This is a genomic window from Legionellales bacterium (assembly GCA_026125385.1).
GTDB lineage: Bacteria > Pseudomonadota > Gammaproteobacteria > JAHCLG01 > JAHCLG01 > JAHCLG01.
On sequence record JAHCLG010000028.1, the window covers coordinates 18228 to 34771 of the forward strand.

Below are 16544 nucleotides of genomic sequence, written 5' to 3' on the forward strand. Positions count from 1 at the left end.
CCGAGTAAATATTAATTACAGCCAAATTTTAGTCCAGGGCTTGCTGAGGATGAAGAGCTTGCGGTGATTGGTTCTCTCGAATGTTCCGCCGGGTTACGTCCGCCACTGGCTGCTGCGGTGGTGCTCAGTGAGTTGTGACTATGATGTTCTGCATCATCATCAGTCAATTCGTCAATATCTATTGCGTGATGGTGCTTCTCATCAAACTCATCGGATTCGCTCGCTTGCTTTATCTTTGCTTGTCCATTTTTCTGAGCTTTTATTAGGATACGATTAAGTTCAGTGCACAGATAGTGAAAGAATTGATTTTTTTTTATAGCCCTAAGCGTTAAGTCTGCCGGAATAAAATAGCCGTAATTTTTAAAATTACGTTTCCTTAGAAAATATACTGCGACAATGAGCGCTATTCCCCCAATTAATGCAGCAATACTTGCCGTTACTAAATCTGAAACTTTTGCTTTTGAATCTTTTGCTATTGAGGTTAAACCTAATACGATTAGAAATATACCCACAAACCCAAGTGAACCAGCAGCAGAATATCCAACTATACAATATTTTTTTCCTGCTTTGGCATTAATTTTGTTATGTATTGGCAGAGAACAAGGTTGCGCCTCGAACTCATCATCATGGCGTAACATTATGTCACTAGTGTCTCCATAGCGAATAATCTGCTGGAAAAATTTTTCAAGCGTATTAATACTCTCGGGTAAGTCAATTTTTCCCATTTCTAGGAGACGTAAAATAATAAAATTTTTTACGCTGATAATTCCTTCATCAGTATTTAAGTGCAGATCCTCGGGGAATTTATTTTGCCGATAGCCCAGATCTGCTGGGGTTAGGTTTAATGTCTCATAGGGATCTGTCTCGTTGATTTTAAAATGCAGAGTATTGTCATCAATGCGTTTAATTTGGATGCAAATGCTATTTGTGGATGGCTCTTCAGTAATAATATCATCATCGTTCTCATCTTCTTGATCGTTTTGATGGGTAGCATTTGAGGCCAGCTGGTGTTTAATCTGAATAACCGAAAAATTAACTCCGAGGAGTTTCTTCATATTAAGTTTAAGCGGAAAATAATTTTTTAAAAAATCTGCAACATGTTGAGGAGCGAGCATGAGTTGCAAAATGCTTTCATCGTTATTATGAAATTTTGAGACGGATTTCATTTTAAATAATTCACGAATAGTTAAATAGGAATACACTTCCTGACGCATGTGTTCTATCTGCATTAGTTCAGTATAACTGCACTTAATTGCGTTGTCTGATTGTTGGGTATCACTCAACTCACTTGATGGCGCACTGGTGGGCAGAAGTGGGGTTCTATCTATCATACCTCCTTGTTCACTTCTTCTCAGTAACACGTTGATTATTCTATTAAATCCAGTGGTAATGCTAGCAAACATCGGATCAGCTCTCTTCTTCTTATTATTATATAATGCACAATCATAACCAAAAAATGCACAAACTTCAATCTCTAAAAAGAGGCAAAAAGATCTTATCAATGTCATAATCTGTCGATAACGCTAGCCTGTTGCTTGTAACTTTTTATCTACTCCCGTACTTTTACTTCACGCAAACGGTACGAGAAAGTCAAAAAATCAAAAGCCGCAGCCTAGCAAATTGTCAACACGTTTAAAATGAGAGTGGAAAATCCTAAGGATTTTCCACATCATTCACCGAATTTTCGCGATAGTGAGTGGGCAAAGTTTGTGAAGATGCTGCCGCCTCCGATGTCTTATTGGGAAAATTCTGAGGGGAGTTGTGAGTTTTATTTTCATTGGTTAACAAAATGTAACCTTCGTTTCGGGGTTTGTCATCGGATTTATTTGGTGTGACTGGACGTGTATTGCGCCGATTATGAGGATGACGACGATTCGAACGATACCCGTTATTGTTGTTACTACCACCACTGCTACTGCCACTGCTACTCGAACTGCTAGTATGATTACGCGATTGGCCGTAATGACGATTATTATTACTGTTGTTGTGACGTCGTGGAGAGTTGTGCTTGTGTTGGTAGCGTGAAGAAGGGCGACGTGGCGCGGTTTTTGGTTGATCGCCTCGTCCAAATAACGCTTGAAATAACCGCACAATAATCCCAGGTTTTTGCACTTTGGGTCGCGTCACCACGGGAATCGGTTGTTGAGGAATTAATTGGCTGAGATCGACCGCTGGTTTTTCAGCGACAGGTGCACTCACCATTTCAGCCTCATGGATTAATTCTTCCGCACTTTCTAATTCCATTTTGTGACTACTGACTTTATAGCGTAAGCGATTATCATCTGGGCGCAAGCGTTCGATGGTATAGTGAGGTGTGGTCATTTCTGGATTAGGAATAATGGTGATGGCAACACGATTGGTATCTTGAATTTGAGTTAAGTGATCGCGCTTTTCGTTTAAAATATACGTGGCGACGGCAACCGGCACTTGCGCGATTACAGCACCCGTATTATCTTTCATCGCATTTTCACGAATTAAACGGATAATCGATAAGGATAAAGATTCAACACTGCGAATATGCCCATAGCCACTGCATCGTGGACAAATGACTTGGCTACCTTCATCGAGCGAAGGACGCAAGCGTTGACGTGACATTTCTAATAGCCCAAAACGTGAAATTCGGCCAATTTGCACGCGTGCGCGATCAACGCGCAAGGCATCGCGTAAAGCACTTTCGACATCACGTTGATGGCGAACCGGAGTCATGTCGATAAAATCAATCACGATTAAACCGCCTAAATCGCGTAAACGTAATTGACGTGCAATTTCTTCAGCCGCTTCTAAATTAGTGTGCAACGCGGTTTCTTCAATATCCCCCCCTTTGGTGGAACGTGCAGAGTTAATATCGATGGTAACCACCGCTTCGGTGTGATCAATAACCAAGGCACCACCCGAAGGTAAGCTGACGATGCGTTGATACGCTGACTCAATTTGACTTTCAATTTGATAGCGGTGAAAAAGCGGCGTATTTTCTTGGTAAAAATGCACGCGCTCGACAAAATCCGGGCGAATGATTTGAATATGATTACGTACTTTTTGATAAATTTCTTGGTTATCAATAATAATTTCGCCAATATCCATGCGTAGATAATCGCGCAAGGCACGCATGACGGCGTCGCTTTCTTGATGAATTAAAAAAGGCGCTGGGCGTTGTTCGATGACTTGTTTAATGGCATCCCATTGACGAAGTAATAAATCCAAATCCCATTGTAATTCTTCTTTGGCACGTCCCACACCAGCGGTGCGAACAATCACGCCCATATCGGTAGGTAGAGTGAGATCGTTTAAAATTTGGCGCAATTCATCGCGTTCAGCTCCTTCGATACGACGTGAAATGCCACCGGCAGCGGGATTGTTCGGCATTAACACTAAATACGAACCAGCTAGGGAAATAAACGTCGTGAGGGCAGCACCTTTATTGCCACGTTCTTCTTTGTCGATTTGAATGATAACTTCCGTACCTTCTTTAACCAAATCTTTGATATTCGGACGAGAAGCAGGATCGGGATCGGCATAAAAATATTCGCGTGAAATTTCTTTGAGCGGTAAAAAACCATGACGAGTTGCACCGTAATCAACAAATGCCGCTTCAAGACTGGGTTCGAGGCGGGTAATTTTACCTTTATAAATATTCGCTTTTTTTTGCTCGCGCCCGGGGTGTTCGATGTCTAAATCATAAAGGAGTTGACCATTCACTAAAGCTACACGCAACTCTTCTTTTTGAGTTGCATTAATTAACATTCTATTCATTTTCTTCCATTAATTCAGTTCTTGCGTTTCCAACATAAAGCCTGGTTTGGGGGTTGGTTTAAGTAGCTATCATCGTGTTAAAAGGCGTGCAGGACTGTTTTTTCTGCCACGCTGCTATCATCGTTTTCATGGTTTGCGTCTCTACTTAATACCGCCCAGTGCTCTGCTGGTACGCTATTCAAACAGAAGTAAACTACTTCTATTGTGAATTCGTTAGTTAAAAACCTGACTTATCCCTTGTGTATTCCTCACACTTGCATTTTAGGCTGTCTTGCCGAATTAAAATCGAATATCTCTATGTGTGTGTTTTCACCCCCAGAGGTGAAAAAGCCAGGGTTCCTGATAATTCCATGCGCTTTGTTACCTTGGAATTATCTTACAAAATTCTCGCATTGCATAAGCAAACTTATGCTCAGCGGGCGAATTTCTGGAGTTCTATCTCAGACTTATCGCATTCTCGCTGGCGAGTGAGAGAGACTATACCAAGATTTTTATTCACCATCAATCGGTGCGTGAGCATTGCTAGATTTTACCGATAAAGTGTGTCATCCTGGCGCCCTTGTTAATCGCTAGTTAATTTTATGTCAGAAAATCAAGTGCAGTATAAAACCATTAGTGCGTCTGAAGCCGGTCAGCGCATTGATAATTATTTATTAAAAATTTGTAAATCAGCGCCAAGAAGTTTGATTTATCGCATCATTCGCAAAGGCGAAGTGCGCGTGAATAAAAAACGCATTAAACCACTTTATCGTTTGTGCGCGGGTGATGAGGTGAGGGTGCCGCCCTTGCGGTTAAGTGAAATTAATTCACTCACACCGCAAATTTCTGCTTGTGATAAAATACGCCAACGAATTATCTATGAAGACGACGAAATGATAGCGATCAATAAACCGTCAGGCATGGCGGTGCATGGCGGCAGCGGTATTCAGTACGGTGCGATTGAAACTTTGCGTGCGCTGTATCCCGAGCTTCAACTGGAGTTAGTTCATCGCCTCGATCGTGATACTTCAGGGATCTTATTAATTGCTAAAAAACGTTCGTCACTGTTATTTTTACAGCAACAATTTGTGACCAACAAAATTAATAAAGAATATTCAGCGTTGGTAAAAGGGCGTTGGCTAGAGGGTAAACGACAAGTGAATGTTCCCTTGCGAAAAAATACCTTACAATCGGGTGAACGCATGGTGATAATAGCCGCAGACGGTAAACCCTCGTGCACGGATTTTATTCCTAAGCAATTATTTAAACTCGCCAGTTTATTAACCGTTCGCTTACACACCGGACGCACCCACCAAATTCGGGTTCATGCAACGCACATCGGTTTTCCTTTAGCGGGCGACGATAAATACGGCGATAAAGCGTTTAATCGCGAGATGAAAACGTATGGGCTACATCGTTTATTTTTACATGCAGAACAGTTAACCTTTACTCATCCGAAAACAGCGGCGCTAATGACGTTAACAGCCCCTTTAGCGGATGAATTAACTCAATGTTTAAGCAGGTTGGAGTAATGAGACCGTATCAATTATTAATTTTCGATTGGGAAGATACGCTTGCCGATTCAAGATATTCTTATCATCCAGGACACAATTTATTATTTCCTCACGCAGAAAAAATATTACGGAATTTACATCAAGCCGGTTATTTATTAGCCGTGGCCACAGGAAAAACACGTGTAGGCTTAGATTTAGCCTTGCGTGCAACCGAGTTGCAAGCGTTATTCACTATCACTCGCTGTGCGGATGAATCGCTTCCCAAACCTTATCCGCAAATGATTGAGGAAATCTTGGTGTTTTGCGACGTGGAACCTCAGGGCGCGGTGATGATTGGTGATTCCATTTACGATATGCAAATGGCTGTTAATGCCAATATTGTTGGCATTGGGATGATGACCGATCGTCATTCTGAGCAGGCACTGTTGGAAGCCGGTGCGACATTTTGTTGTAACGATTTAATGGCACTGGAATCTTATTTATTAAAACTTTCAACGTGAAAACGGGCCTTAGCATCGAGTTTAAATAAATGGCCTAAAAATTCGGTGATAGGCATGATTTTATGTTCAATTTGCCAGGGGGGATTAATGATGATCATGCCCGTACCGATTAAACCCTGCCGTTCAGGTTGTATTGAGGTGCGAGTCAACCACGCGTGCAAAGTGGGTGTGTGCAGTGATTGCAATAAACGGCTGATAAATGCGTGATGACGTTCATCGACAATAGGGTACCAAATCGCATAAATCCCATGAGCAAATTTAGTCAGAGATTTTTTGACTAAGAAAAATAAATCATCGAATTCACTGATTTTTTCATAGGGCGGATCGATTAAAATTAAAGCGCGCGCAGGATTGGGCGGTAATATCGCTGGTAAAAATTCATACGCATCCCGTTGATGGCAATGAATATTGCCCCTATTTCCCACGTTTTTTTTGAGTTGCTTATAATCTTCAGGATGGAATTCGTTTAAAATCATCCGATCGATTTCACGTAAAAACGCTTGAGCTACTACAGGAGAACCTGGATAAAATGATAATTCTGGAGCAATAGAATACTTTCGTATCAACGTTAAATACGAAAAAAGTTCGGGGATAACTGTAGGCTCATTTAGCAATTTCACAATACCCTGTTGATATTCCTGCGAGCGCAAGGCTTCTTCTTGCGTTAAATCATAGCCACCGATACCGGCATGAGTATCGATATATACCAATGGTTTGGGCTTTACCGTCAGTGCTTCTAATAGTGTGACGGTAATAGCATGTTTAAAAACATCGGCAAAATTGCCGGCATGATAGATATGTCGATAATTCATGGTGATGGGCTATCGCGAAGGTTAAATAATAAAAACAGAAAGGTAACGGATTTGGTGGTGAACTGCAATTTCTCCCGGCCATTGTGATCAATTTTTTTGACAGTTTACTGACATCCAGCTAGAATCCCCGCCACATGTCAGACTCAATGATACCAGAAACCATCGATCCGTTTGCTTGTGCCAAAGAACACACTGTTTTTCATGGCGTAATCAAGCAACAATCCATGGCAAGATTAATGGATCTTTTAAACGATTCAAGCGGCGATATCACAGTGACAATTGAAACTGGGATCGATAGAACCGGATTGAATTATATAAAAGGTCATGTGGTAAGCGTGGTAGAACTTATTTGCCAGCGCTGCCTCATGCCGTTTAAAAAATCAATTGAGGCAGATTTTTCACTGAATTTCGTGGAAAGTATGCAAGACTTAAGCGCTGTCCCTGAAAAAATGGATGCGCTCGTCATTCCTCAAGGTGATACCATCAATCTTTGGAATATGGTGGAAGATGAATGTATGGTGAGTTTGCCCATGTTTGCAATGCATGCTGATGATTGCCTTCAGCAGGCACAAAGTGGCCAGGATTCTGTGACATTCATGCAACCCTCGAATCATCGTAAGGTCTTTGCAGAATTAGCAGAAATGCTGGCAGTGGAAAATGTAGGAGTAGATTTCAATGGCCGTTCAACAAAATCGTAAAACACGTTCAAAACGCGGTATGCGTCGCGCGCATGATGGTTTATCTTCTGATACGTTATCAGTCGATTCTCATACCGGTGAAACTCACCGTCGTCATCATGTTACCCCAGATGGATATTATCGTGGTCGTCAAGTCGTAGAAACTGAAGCCTTCGATCTCGATGAAGAAACTACTGAGGAATAACTCATTTGACTCCATTCACCATCGCAATTGATGCAATGGGCGGCGATTATGGCACGCGAGTTGTCGTGCCAGCAGCGCTGGAAGTCTTAAAACTCGATCCAACAGTTAAGCTGATTTTGGTGGGGGATTCTTATATCCTCAATAAACAATTAATCAAACATCGCGTCAAGCAAACTGAACGTCTGCAAATCAAACATGCTTCTGAAAAAGTGGGGATGGCGGAATCTCCATTACTCGCCTTGCGTAATAAAAAAGATTCTTCCATGCGTGTGGCCTTGAATCTCGTGAAGGAAGGTATCGCGCAAGCCTGTGTGAGTGCTGGCAATACGGGTGCATTACTCGCCACCGCACGTTTTGTCTTAAAAACTATTCCAGGGATCGATCGACCTGGGATTATGCGCATGCTACCCACACTCGATCCTAACCGTTGCGTGCGTATTTTAGATTTGGGCGCGAATGTTGATTCCGAGCCGGAACATTTGGCCAATTTCGCAGTGATGGGATCGGTGGTTGCACAAGCGGTTGATAATCTCGCTGCGCCCAAAGTGGCGTTACTCAATATTGGCGAAGAGGATATTAAAGGTAATGAACTTGTAAAAGCGACTAATCAATTATTAAAAAATAATTCCGCGATTAATTACGTTGGCTACGTTGAGGGCGATAAAATGTATAGTGCGGGTGTCGATGTGATTGTGTGTGATGGTTTTGTGGGTAATGTTGCGCTAAAAGTCATTGAAGGCACTGCAAAAACCGTTGGACATTTTTTACATGAAGCGTTTCATCGCGGCATTTATGCCAAATTAGCGGGAATTATGGCGTTAAGTGTGTTACGTAAAATTAAAAAACGCATGGATCCGGATCGTTACAATGGCGCAAGTTTAGTCGGATTGCGCGGGATTGTGATTAAAAGCCACGGCAGTGCAAAATCACATTCGTTTGCTAATGCGATTTTAGTGGCCATCGCGGAAGCCGAAAAAAATATTCCCCTCCTGATTGAAGATCGGGTCGCTTCTATTTTGCAACCCAACGTCTAAATTTTATGGTGAGGTAACTGCGGTGATAAGTTCAACAATTCTTGGAACAGGAGGTTATTTACCCGAGGAAATACGGACTAATCACGATATTGCGAGATTAGTGGATACCTCCGACGAATGGATCCGCGAACGTACCGGAATTCGTGAAAGACACATTGCCTCTCCCAGCGAAAATGTCAGTGATTTAGCGTATTATGCCAGCCAAGAAGCTATCCTTAATGCCAATATTTCCGCCTCGCAAATTGATTTAATTATTGTAGCTAGCACTACGGGCGAAAAAGTATTTCCGAGCACGGCCTGTTTAGTCCAAAAAAAATTAGGAATAAGCGGTTGTCCGGCGTTTGATATTAATGCTGCCTGTGCGGGTTTTAATTACGCTTTAGCGATTGCGGATAATTTTATTCGCGGTGAACAAGCGCGCACCGTGTTAGTAGTAGGTGCGGAAATTATGTCACGTCTTGTTAATTGGCACGATCGATCAACGTGTATATTATTTGGAGACGGCGCTGGTGCAGTAATATTACAACGCAGTGATAAACCCGGGATTTTATCGACGCATATTCACGCCGATGGATTCGGTGAAAATAAACTTTATACTACAAATCCTCAGTGCAATGCGCCAGCATTGCCAACACAATCACCTTATTTGGTAATGCAGGGCAACGACGTATTTAAACTGGCAGTAAAACGCTTAGGCGATGTGATTGAAGAAACGCTGTTAAAAAATAATATTCAGCAACACGAGATTGATTGGCTGATTCCTCATCAAGCGAATATTCGAATTATTCAAGCCATGGCAAAAAAATTAAATTTGCCATTAACTAAAGTTATTTTAACCATTGAATACCACGGTAATACCTCCAGCGCTTCAGTGCCTTTGGCGTTGAATGAAGCAGTGAAAGATGGGCGCATCCAGCGTGGGCAATTATTATTGCTTGAAAGTTTTGGTGCGGGTTTTACTTGGGGTTCTACCTTAATAAGGTTTTAAACAATGACATTATCATCTCCTTTTGCACTGGTTTTTCCGGGTCAAGGTTCTCAATCGTTGGGAATGCTAGACGATTTATATCAGCGCTATGACAGGGTAAAAGAAGTCATGCAAGAAGCCAGTCGCGTCTTAGGTTACGATGTTTGGCAGTTGATATCACAAGGACCTGAAGAGCAATTAAATCAAACGGAGTATACGCAACCGATTATGCTCGCTGCGGATATTGCGGTTTTCGGAGTCTGGCAAGACGTGATTGCGATGACGCCTGCCGTGGTTGCTGGACACAGTTTAGGAGAATACGCAGCGTTGGTGTGTGCCGGCGTTTTAAGCTTTGCCGATGCGCTAAAAATAGTGCAGCAACGCGCGCAATTTATGCAAGCGGCCGTCCCACTCGGAGAAGGTGCGATGGCGGCTATTGTGGGCTTAGAAGACGAAGCGGTGCGAAAAGTGTGTCAGCAAGCGAGTGAGCAGGGTATTGTTGCCCCCGCTAATTATAATGCTTTAGGACAAATCGTGATTGCGGGCGCCAGTACGGCAGTGGATCGCGCGATTACACTCGCCGAGGCGCAAGGCGCGCGCATGGCTAAACGCATTGCTGTGAGTGTACCTGCTCATTGTCCGCTGATGGAAAAAGCCATGCCCCAGCTCGCCAAAGCCTTAGACGAAGTAGTCTTTAATCCCGCGGCTATTCCTATCATTAACAATACCGATGTTATCGAAACCTCAGATCCAACCGTCATCAAAAAAGCCTTAATCAAACAAATCGCTTACCCGGTGCGTTGGGTGGAAACCATTCAAAAAATGCAAGCGCTACAGCTAACGCTGGTGATTGAATGTGGCCCTGGAAAAATTCTCACGAAATTAAATAAGCGCATTTGCCCAGAATTAGAGGCGTTGGCCATTGGCGATCTCAATAGTTTAGAAAAATTCATCAAACGATAAGGTAAGGAAAAATTTATGCTAAGTTTGGAAAATAAAATTGCGTTAGTGACTGGCGCCAGTCGGGGGATTGGTGCAGAAATTTTAACTCAATTAGGCCAAGCAGGCGCCACTGTGATTGGCAGTGCGACCAGTCAAGCTGGAGTGGAAAAGATTGAAGCACAATTACGGCATTTTAATGTCAAGGGTGGTGGAGTTATCCTAGACGTCACCCAAGAAAATTCGGTGAATGCCGCACTTTCATCCATTCAAGAGCGCTTTGGCCATGTTGAAATCTTAGTGAATAATGCCGGAATTACCGATGATAATTTATTTTTGCGCATGAAAGACGAGCAATGGTATAACGTTATTGAAACCAATTTAAATGCAATTTTTCGCCTAAGCAAACACTGCTTAAAAAATATGATCAAAGCACGCTTTGGCAGAATTATTTCAATTAGTTCGGTCGTTGGGCTTTCTGGAAATCCTGGGCAAACCAATTATGCTGCAGCGAAAGCGGGTTTAATTGGTTTTAGTAAATCCTTAGCCATGGAAGTTGCTAGTCGCAATATCACGGTCAATGTCGTGGCGCCAGGGATGATTGAAACCGATATGACAGCCGAGCTCAACGCCAATCAACGTCAACAGATTCTGGAGCACATTCCTGTAGGCAGAATGGGAAGTCCTGCAGAAATTGCGGCGGGAGTCGTCTTTTTAGCCAGTCCATTGGCCAGCTATATCACGGGTGAAACCCTGAATATAAATGGCGGTATGTATATGAGCTAATTTTTCGCTGCACATGGGGATTTAATCGTGAAAATTTTTCGTAAATAACTTGCAACTTTAGTTGTTTTGTCTAAACTAAGCCACCGCAGTGTAACTAATTTCTGTTAACTAAGAGGAATAATTTCAATATGAGTACTGTAGAAGAACGCGTTAAGAAAATCGTTATTGAACAATTGGGTGTGAAAGAAGATGAAGTTAAAAACGATGCTTCATTTGTGGATGATCTTGGCGCAGACTCGCTCGATACCGTTGAATTGGTCATGGCATTGGAAGAAGAATTCGAAACTGAAATTCCCGATGAAGAAGCTGAAAAAATCGCGACCATTCAAGATGCCATCAATTACATTGAAGCACATATGGAAAAATAATCATTACAATCTCGACAGGAGCGAATAAACGATTCGCTCTTTAGTTTATTTGGAGGGGTGCGTGAGCAAACGAAGAGTCGTAATCACTGGTTTAGGAGCAGTTTCTCCGCTAGGATTGTCGGTTGATGAAACTTGGCAAAATGTCTTAGCTAGTCAATGTGGGGTTGCTCTGGCAGAGTGCGAAGGTATTGAAGATAACACCTGCAAAATCAGTGCTTCTGTTAAAAACTTCGATCCGATTGCTCACGATATCCCAGCTAAACTCGTTCGTAAAACTGATTTATTTATTCAATATGGGTTAGCCGCATCCATCCAAGCAATCAAAGATGCAGGGATTACCCCTCATCCTGAAAATGCGCATCGCTACGGCGTTGCCTTAGGTTCTGGAATTGGCGGATTACCCCTCATTCAATATTCACAAGATTTTTTAAGAGAAAATCCGCCTCGACGGTTTTCGCCAATGTTTATTCCGGGCGTTATCATTAACATGCTCGCGGGTCATATTTCCATCGAGTACGGTTTAAAAGGCCCCAATCTAGCCATCGTAACAGCTTGCACCACAGGAACACATAACATTGGTATGGCAGCGCGATTAATTGCCTATAACGATGCCGATGTGATGGTGGCTGGTGGTTCTGAAATGGCGACTTGTTCACTTGGGTTAGTCGGATTTAGTGCTATGCGGGCGTTATCCAAACGCAACGAAGAGCCCACGAAAGCCAGTCGTCCTTGGGATAGCGATCGCGATGGATTTGTATTAGGCGATGGTGCAGCAACCTTAGTGCTAGAAGAATACGAACACGCCAAAAAACGTGGTGCCAAGATATATGCGGAACTCGTTGGTTTTGGTATGAGTGCTGATGCCTATCACATGACTCTACCCGAAGGAATTGGCGCAGAACATGCGATGAGTAACGCATTAAAAGATGCCGGCTTAAGCGCCGATGCCGTGGATTATATCAATGCGCATGCCACATCCACTCCAGCAGGTGACACTCAAGAATTGGTTGCTATCGGTAATGTGTTTGGCGAACACGCTAAACAAATCCCCATTAGTTCTACCAAATCCATGACAGGGCATTTACTCGGTGCGGCGGGTGCGATTGAAGCTATTTTTTCCATATTGGCCTTGCGTGATCAAGTAGCGCCAGCCACCATTAATCTCGATAACCCCGATGAAGCAGTGAATGGTTATAATTTAGTTCCACATCAAGCTCAAGAAAGTCGAATTAACATAAGTTTATCGAATTCTTTTGGTTTTGGTGGTACTAATGGGTGTTTGATCTTTAAATCATTATAGGGTTAAAGGTAAACCCACGTATAATTCTCAATACGCCTCATAGCGTTGTGCTTTCGTTTTTAACAATATAGGGATGGTCGGTCGCGTGACTCAACAACGAAAATTACGTTTAAGTTGGCATGTGTTACGTTTAATCACTATTTTTGTAATAATGTCATGTTTTGCCTATGGTCTATTTACCTGGATACATTTTTTAGAAACCCCAATTATTAAAAAAGATGAAACCTTCATTTATACCTTAAAACCTGGCAGTGGCTTAATGAATTTAGCCTGGGATTTACACCGCGCGGGGAAAATGCCCCATCCTCGATTATTTATTTTAATGACGCAATTAAAACAACAAGCTAATAAATTACAAGCCGGTTTTTATGAATTTAAAGGACCTCTCACACCCCTTGAATTGTTGGATGCCATTGTCAGTGGCAAAACTCGCCAATCACGCATTACCCTTATTGAGGGGTGGACATTTAAAGAAGCCCTGCAAGCGATTAACGCCAATCCCGATTTAACTCATGAATTACGCGGTAAATCGCCGCAAGAAATCATTATGCTTTTAGGCATTCCAGAAACTCACCTTGAAGGTTTATTTTATCCTGATACCTATCATTTCCCTCGAGGAACCACTGATGTTCATCTATTAAAAATAGCCTACCAACTCATGCAAAAGCATTTACTCACGGCCTGGCAACAACGTAGCGATAATTTACCGTTTACCACGCCGTATCAAGCGTTAATTGCAGCATCTTTAGTGGAAAAAGAAACCGCACTTATTGCCGAGCGACCTAAAGTCGCTGGAGTATTGATTCGTCGGTTGCAAAAAAAAATGTTATTGCAATTTGATCCTACGGTGATTTATGGCTTAGGAAAGGATTATACGGGTAATATTACTCGCGCGGATTTACGCAAAGACACTCCCTATAATACTTACCTTCATCCAGGACTACCACCAAGCCCAATTGCCTTACCCAGTTTAAGCTCAATTCAGGCTGTCATGCACCCGGATTCCAGTAATGCCTTGTATTTTGTGGCCGATGGCCGAGGTGGTCATGTTTTTTCAGACACCTTAGCAGAACATAATCAAGCGGTTGCCAACTATTTACGACAATTAAAAAATCGCAAAAATTCATCTCCAATTAATCCATTGCACGACAAGCAACCTGATTTGAAATCGCAGAGCTTTTTAATTGATGGCTGTGAAAATCCCTGGCAAGAAGGCCATGCCTTAAGGCACATTCATCATTGGCCATTATGCGAATTAAACGTTATTTCCAGTGGCTTTGCCCCGCGATATTTTAATCGCGTAGACTATCCTTTCGTGAGGAAAACATCATGACTCAACCCGGTTTTTTTATTACGCTAGAAGGCATTGAAGGCGTTGGAAAATCGACTGCTGCGCAATTTATTCATCAACTATTAACGGAAAAAAAAATCGTTCACCTTAATACACGTGAACCAGGAGGCACCCCGATTGCAGAAGCAATTCGTCAAGTGTTACTCCAAGATTATCCAGAAACCATGCATGCGGATACGGAACTTTTATTATTATTTGCCAGCCGTAACCAACATTTAGTAAGTCTCATCAAACCCGCCTTATTGCGCGGCGAAACCGTGATTTGTGATCGCTTTACCGATGCCAGTTACGCGTATCAAGGTGGCGGCAGAGGAGTGGATATTGCACGCATTGCGCAACTAGAAACCTGGGTGCAAGGAGAACTCCGACCGAATTTAACTTTATTATTTGATGCCGATGTCGACATTGCCTTAAAACGATTACAAGGTAAAAAAGATCGCATCGAACAAGAAAAAAATGAATTTTTTGCAGCTATTCGCGCCACTTATTTATTGCGTGCTCAACAATATCCAGAACGTTATTGTATTATTAATGCTAATTGTAGTTGTGAAGAAGTTAATCGACAAATTCTTCAGGCACTCACGCCCTTATTTCAATGGTAATTTCCATGCAATACGCACCATTTCCATGGCAACAATCACTTTGGGATCGCTTGTTGCAAGCTAAACAACAGCAACGATTGCCACATGCCCTATTAATTTCAGGCACGTCTCATTGTGGCCAACTAGAATTAGCGCAAGAACTGGCAAAATTATTATGCTGCGCGCATCCGCAAGCGCCATGTCAGCGCTGTGACGTATGCCATTGGATTAGCATTCATCATCATCCCGATGTTAAATTACTGGCGCATAAATCCGATCAACAGGCAATAAAAGTGGATGATATTCGCGAACTGTGTGTTGACTTACAACAAAAATCACAACACGGTGGCTATCGTGTTGCCATTATTTCACCGGCACATGCCATGAATCGTTCGGCAAGCAATGCCTTATTAAAAACGTTAGAAGAACCTGGTGAAAACAGTGTATTAATTTTAATTTCTAATAAAATGGATTTATTACCGGCAACGATTTTAAGCCGCGTACAAATTTTTCATCAATTGACTCCAACCCTAGCAGAAGCACAAGCATGGCTTGAAAAAAATTATCCTGAACAATTACACACGACCTTAGCACTCTTGCCCTATGTTCAAGGATCGCTATTTTTAGCGCTTGAATACGCAAAAGCCGGTTTGGAAGAGACAGTGAAAAATTTTCAACGCCATTTAATACATTTAGCGCAGGGAGATCACAATCAGTGGGGGAAATGGCCAAAATTGCAGGACTTATTCACCCTCGATTGTGTATTAAATCTTTTACAACAGTGGGTAAGTGTATTAATTCGTTTTAAATTAAAGATAAAACCAACCACATCGCCTAATGATCAGCAATTTTGTGGTGCTTGCGCTGCCGTAAAACTCGATTATCTTTATCGATTCTACGATGAATTATTACGCATAAATGGCGCGTTAAAACAGCAAGTGCATTTAAATGAAGATTTGTTACTAGAACATCTCATGTTAAACTGGATGCAATGTTTTGAAGGAAATTCGCATGTCAACTCCTAATAGTGAAAAAGAAGCAACACTCGCACTCAATATCAAAGATAAAGCCGCCTTATACGCAGCCTTCATGCCTTTTATTAAAGGCGGAGCCTTATTTATCGCTACCAGTCAAGAATTTAAATTAAGTGATGAAATTTCAGTGGTCATTCAATTTATGGAAGAAACGGAAAAAATTCAATTTATCGGCAGAGTCATTTGGATAACACCACGTGGCGCGCAAGGTGGTCGAGCTGCGGGAGTTGGGGTGCAAATTGTGGAGGATAAAACGGGTAAATTAATGAAAAAAATTGAAACAATTTTAGCAGGTTCCGAAAAAGCCGAGCGCGCAACCCATACGCTTTGAATTTAGGATAAGCTCAAGTAGATTATGCTCTTAAATCAATACTTTGATATATTATCGGGGATCAGCTTTGGGTAGAGTCGCTTCACCGAGAATTCCTGATATAAAATATCTCGACTATAATTTAACAGGAGTTTCTCACTGGTGCGAAACTCCCACTTATCCCGATGGGGATTTTTAAGGGGAGAAATGGGATTCTCCCCTTAAATCGCCGTCCGTGCGAGCACAGCTTGCACAGGCGAAATCAATCCAGGAAGGAGTAGCGCACTGAAGGTGCGAAACTCCTGTTAAATAATCTTTGAGGCATATTGATATATTCTGCGGGGAAAATAATACATGTCCAGTGTCGATCCCTTATCTAACAGTAAACCATTTTCGCAAAAAAGCTTGATTAAAAAAGTTAACCCCTGGTGGAGTTT

Annotated in this window: 17 protein-coding genes; 14 read left to right on the forward strand and 3 right to left on the reverse strand. The window is 42.2% G+C overall.

The genetic code is table 11. The features are described from left to right. Nucleotides 1–11: 11 nt before the first annotated feature. Together KIT27_09990 and rne are read right to left on the reverse strand one after the other, a co-directional pair. Nucleotides 12–1331 (reverse strand): hypothetical protein, encoded by a 1320-nt coding sequence (locus KIT27_09990; protein ID MCW5589972.1) that lies wholly within the window; start codon nucleotides 1329–1331, stop codon nucleotides 12–14. 322 nt (nucleotides 1332–1653) lie between these two features. After that, on the reverse strand, nucleotides 1654–3750 hold the full coding sequence (gene rne, locus KIT27_09995; protein ID MCW5589973.1) for a ribonuclease E: 2097 nt from the start codon (nucleotides 3748–3750) through the stop codon (nucleotides 1654–1656). A 581-nt stretch (nucleotides 3751–4331) separates the two neighbouring features. On the opposite strand from rne, the gene rluC reads away from it, so the two are divergent. Both rluC and KIT27_10005 read left to right on the forward strand, forming a co-directional pair. Continuing rightward, on the forward strand, nucleotides 4332–5261 hold the full coding sequence (gene rluC, locus KIT27_10000; protein MCW5589974.1) for a 23S rRNA pseudouridine(955/2504/2580) synthase RluC: 930 nt from the start codon (nucleotides 4332–4334) through the stop codon (nucleotides 5259–5261). Next, nucleotides 5261–5743: an HAD-IIIA family hydrolase gene (locus KIT27_10005; protein MCW5589975.1), complete on the forward strand. Its 483-nt coding sequence runs from the start codon at nucleotides 5261–5263 to the stop codon at nucleotides 5741–5743. The genes rluC and KIT27_10005 overlap by 1 nt, the downstream gene beginning before the upstream one ends. On the opposite strand, the gene KIT27_10010 is transcribed toward KIT27_10005, so the two are convergent. Continuing rightward, nucleotides 5719–6555 carry a 23S rRNA (adenine(2030)-N(6))-methyltransferase RlmJ gene (locus KIT27_10010; protein MCW5589976.1) on the reverse strand — a complete coding sequence of 279 codons (837 nt, stop codon included), beginning with the start codon at nucleotides 6553–6555 and terminating at the stop codon, nucleotides 5719–5721. The genes KIT27_10005 and KIT27_10010 overlap by 25 nt on opposite strands. Nucleotides 6556–6689: 134 nt before the next feature. Between KIT27_10010 and KIT27_10015 the strand changes: the two genes are divergently transcribed. From KIT27_10015 to KIT27_10070, 12 genes are all read left to right on the forward strand, one after another. Beyond that, nucleotides 6690–7253, forward strand: coding sequence for a DUF177 domain-containing protein (locus KIT27_10015; protein ID MCW5589977.1), 564 nt, complete (start codon nucleotides 6690–6692; stop codon nucleotides 7251–7253). Then, the gene (rpmF, locus tag KIT27_10020) at nucleotides 7231–7437 is read left to right on the forward strand and encodes a 50S ribosomal protein L32 (GenBank protein ID MCW5589978.1); all 207 of its coding nucleotides are present in this window, start codon (nucleotides 7231–7233) and stop codon (nucleotides 7435–7437) included. Before KIT27_10015 ends, rpmF begins: the two co-directional genes overlap by 23 nt. A gap of 5 nt (nucleotides 7438–7442) precedes the next feature. Continuing rightward, a complete protein-coding gene (gene plsX / locus KIT27_10025) occupies nucleotides 7443–8471 on the forward strand; it encodes a phosphate acyltransferase PlsX (GenBank protein MCW5589979.1) in 1029 nt (342 codons plus the stop codon). A 25-nt stretch (nucleotides 8472–8496) separates the two neighbouring features. Beyond that, nucleotides 8497–9459 (forward strand): ketoacyl-ACP synthase III, encoded by a 963-nt coding sequence (locus tag KIT27_10030; GenBank protein ID MCW5589980.1) that lies wholly within the window; start codon nucleotides 8497–8499, stop codon nucleotides 9457–9459. 3 nt (nucleotides 9460–9462) lie between these two features. Further along, the gene (gene fabD, locus KIT27_10035; protein MCW5589981.1) at nucleotides 9463–10401 is read left to right on the forward strand and encodes an ACP S-malonyltransferase; all 939 of its coding nucleotides are present in this window, start codon (nucleotides 9463–9465) and stop codon (nucleotides 10399–10401) included. 15 nt (nucleotides 10402–10416) lie between these two features. Then, nucleotides 10417–11163, forward strand: a complete 747-nt coding sequence (fabG, locus tag KIT27_10040) for a 3-oxoacyl-ACP reductase FabG (protein MCW5589982.1) — start codon at nucleotides 10417–10419, stop codon at nucleotides 11161–11163. Between the two features lie 128 nt (nucleotides 11164–11291). Then, complete coding sequence (gene acpP, locus KIT27_10045) at nucleotides 11292–11531, forward strand: acyl carrier protein (protein ID MCW5589983.1); 240 nt, start codon at nucleotides 11292–11294, stop codon at nucleotides 11529–11531. Between the two features lie 61 nt (nucleotides 11532–11592). Continuing rightward, entirely contained in the window at nucleotides 11593–12831 is a 1239-nt protein-coding gene (gene fabF / locus KIT27_10050) for a beta-ketoacyl-ACP synthase II (protein MCW5589984.1), read from the forward strand. An 85-nt stretch (nucleotides 12832–12916) separates the two neighbouring features. Beyond that, nucleotides 12917–14164, forward strand: coding sequence for an endolytic transglycosylase MltG (gene mltG / locus KIT27_10055; GenBank protein MCW5589985.1), 1248 nt, complete (start codon nucleotides 12917–12919; stop codon nucleotides 14162–14164). Then, complete coding sequence (locus tag KIT27_10060; protein ID MCW5589986.1) at nucleotides 14158–14784, forward strand: dTMP kinase; 627 nt, start codon at nucleotides 14158–14160, stop codon at nucleotides 14782–14784. Before mltG ends, KIT27_10060 begins: the two co-directional genes overlap by 7 nt. A gap of 5 nt (nucleotides 14785–14789) precedes the next feature. Then, the gene (locus KIT27_10065) at nucleotides 14790–15788 is read left to right on the forward strand and encodes a hypothetical protein (GenBank protein ID MCW5589987.1); all 999 of its coding nucleotides are present in this window, start codon (nucleotides 14790–14792) and stop codon (nucleotides 15786–15788) included. Beyond that, on the forward strand, nucleotides 15775–16128 hold the full coding sequence (locus tag KIT27_10070; protein ID MCW5589988.1) for a PilZ domain-containing protein: 354 nt from the start codon (nucleotides 15775–15777) through the stop codon (nucleotides 16126–16128). The genes KIT27_10065 and KIT27_10070 overlap by 14 nt, the downstream gene beginning before the upstream one ends. Nucleotides 16129–16544: the final 416 nt, after the last annotated feature.

Coding starts and splice junctions, on each gene's coding strand:
- KIT27_09990 (MCW5589972.1), bottom strand. CDS start 1,331: ATGATAGATAGAACCCCACTTCTGCCCACCAGTGCGCCATCAAGTGAG.
- KIT27_10065 (MCW5589987.1), top strand. CDS start 14,790: ATGCAATACGCACCATTTCCATGGCAACAATCACTTTGGGATCGCTTG.
- rne (MCW5589973.1), bottom strand. CDS start 3,750: ATGAATAGAATGTTAATTAATGCAACTCAAAAAGAAGAGTTGCGTGTA.
- fabG (MCW5589982.1), top strand. CDS start 10,417: ATGCTAAGTTTGGAAAATAAAATTGCGTTAGTGACTGGCGCCAGTCGG.
- KIT27_10070 (MCW5589988.1), top strand. CDS start 15,775: ATGTCAACTCCTAATAGTGAAAAAGAAGCAACACTCGCACTCAATATC.
- KIT27_10010 (MCW5589976.1), bottom strand. CDS start 6,555: ATGAATTATCGACATATCTATCATGCCGGCAATTTTGCCGATGTTTTT.
- rluC (MCW5589974.1), top strand. CDS start 4,332: ATGTCAGAAAATCAAGTGCAGTATAAAACCATTAGTGCGTCTGAAGCC.
- fabD (MCW5589981.1), top strand. CDS start 9,463: ATGACATTATCATCTCCTTTTGCACTGGTTTTTCCGGGTCAAGGTTCT.
- acpP (MCW5589983.1), top strand. CDS start 11,292: ATGAGTACTGTAGAAGAACGCGTTAAGAAAATCGTTATTGAACAATTG.
- KIT27_10015 (MCW5589977.1), top strand. CDS start 6,690: ATGTCAGACTCAATGATACCAGAAACCATCGATCCGTTTGCTTGTGCC.
- KIT27_10005 (MCW5589975.1), top strand. CDS start 5,261: ATGAGACCGTATCAATTATTAATTTTCGATTGGGAAGATACGCTTGCC.
- rpmF (MCW5589978.1), top strand. CDS start 7,231: ATGGCCGTTCAACAAAATCGTAAAACACGTTCAAAACGCGGTATGCGT.